Source organism: Streptomyces hydrogenans (assembly GCF_014656075.1).
GTDB lineage: Bacteria > Actinomycetota > Actinomycetes > Streptomycetales > Streptomycetaceae > Streptomyces > Streptomyces hydrogenans.
In genome coordinates this window covers 1-1,053 of record NZ_BNBS01000297.1, presented here as the reverse complement: position 1 = coordinate 1,053, position 1,053 = coordinate 1, and the positions used below count along the sequence as shown (strand labels likewise).

Here is a 1,053-nt window from a genome sequence, read left to right as displayed (position 1 = left end):
CGTGGAAGCTCCGCGCCACCGACAACTGGACCAACGACACCGGCTACATCAACGCCTGGTCGCTCCAGTTCTGACCCCCCGGCCTCCCACGGGACGCCGGTGCCCCGCCCAGGGGACGGCCCCGTTCCCGGCGCACTCCGCCGGGGACGGGGCCGTCGCGCCGCGTCCCCGGACCAGGGCCTCCGCCCTCACCGCGCGCCTCGCTCCAGCAGCTTCATCAGCGCGCGTGCAGCCGGACTGGTGGCCTGCGGGGGTGGCAGCAGGGCCACCGTCTCGTACACCGCGTCACCGGTGCCAGTGAGGGGAATGGCGTGCAGCGATTCCCGCTTGTGCCGGAAGTGCCGGGGCGCGGCAGCGACGCCGAGGTCCTCCTCGACCAGGTCCAGGAGGCTGTGCACGTCGTTCACCTCCAGGCTCACGGCCCGCGGCACGGCCGCGGTGGCGAAGGCCGCGTCCGTGGCCCGACGCGGCCCCCAGCCCGGGTGGAAGTCGACGAAGACCTCCTCGGCGAGATCGCGAAGCGAGAGGACCGGGCCGGCCGCGGCGAGCGCGGGCTCCGGGTGGCACAGAAGAGTCATCGGCTCGGTCGCCAGCGGCACCGAGCGCAGCTGATCGGAGTCCGCCCGGGTGCGGTAGGCGAAGGCCAGATCGAGGCGCCCGGCGGCCACGTCCTCGGCCAGGACGAGCCCGCCCTCCTGCCGCAGCCGGATCTCCACCTCCGGGTGCCGCCGCCTGAACGTGGCCAGCAGCCCGGCCACGTGCACTCCGGCGACGCACTGCTCGGTCCCCAGCGAGAGCGTGCCGCGCACCACGCCCTGCACGGCCGCCACCGCCTCCTGCGCGGCCCGCACCTGTGCCAGGACGCGCTCCGCCTCGACCAGCAGCGCCCGCCCCGCCTCGGTCAGCGTCACCCGGCGGGTGCTCCGTACGAACAGCGGCGCCTTCAGGTCCCGCTCCAGGGCGCGGATCGATGCCGAGAGTCCGGACTGGGAGACCATCAGCCGCTCCGCGGCCCGGGTGAAGTTCCGCTCCTCGGCGACCGCGACGAAGTAC

Annotated in this window: 2 protein-coding genes; one reads left to right on the top strand and one right to left on the bottom strand. The window is 74.7% G+C overall.

The features are described from left to right. On the top strand, nt 1–74 hold a 74-nt coding region (locus IE321_RS43305), incomplete at its 5' end, for a proprotein convertase P-domain-containing protein (protein WP_373316672.1). 114 nt (nt 75–188) lie between these two features. Here the strand turns inward: IE321_RS43305 and IE321_RS41520 are convergent. Next, on the bottom strand, nt 189–1,053 hold an 865-nt coding region (locus IE321_RS41520), incomplete at its 5' end, for a LysR family transcriptional regulator (protein WP_190226786.1).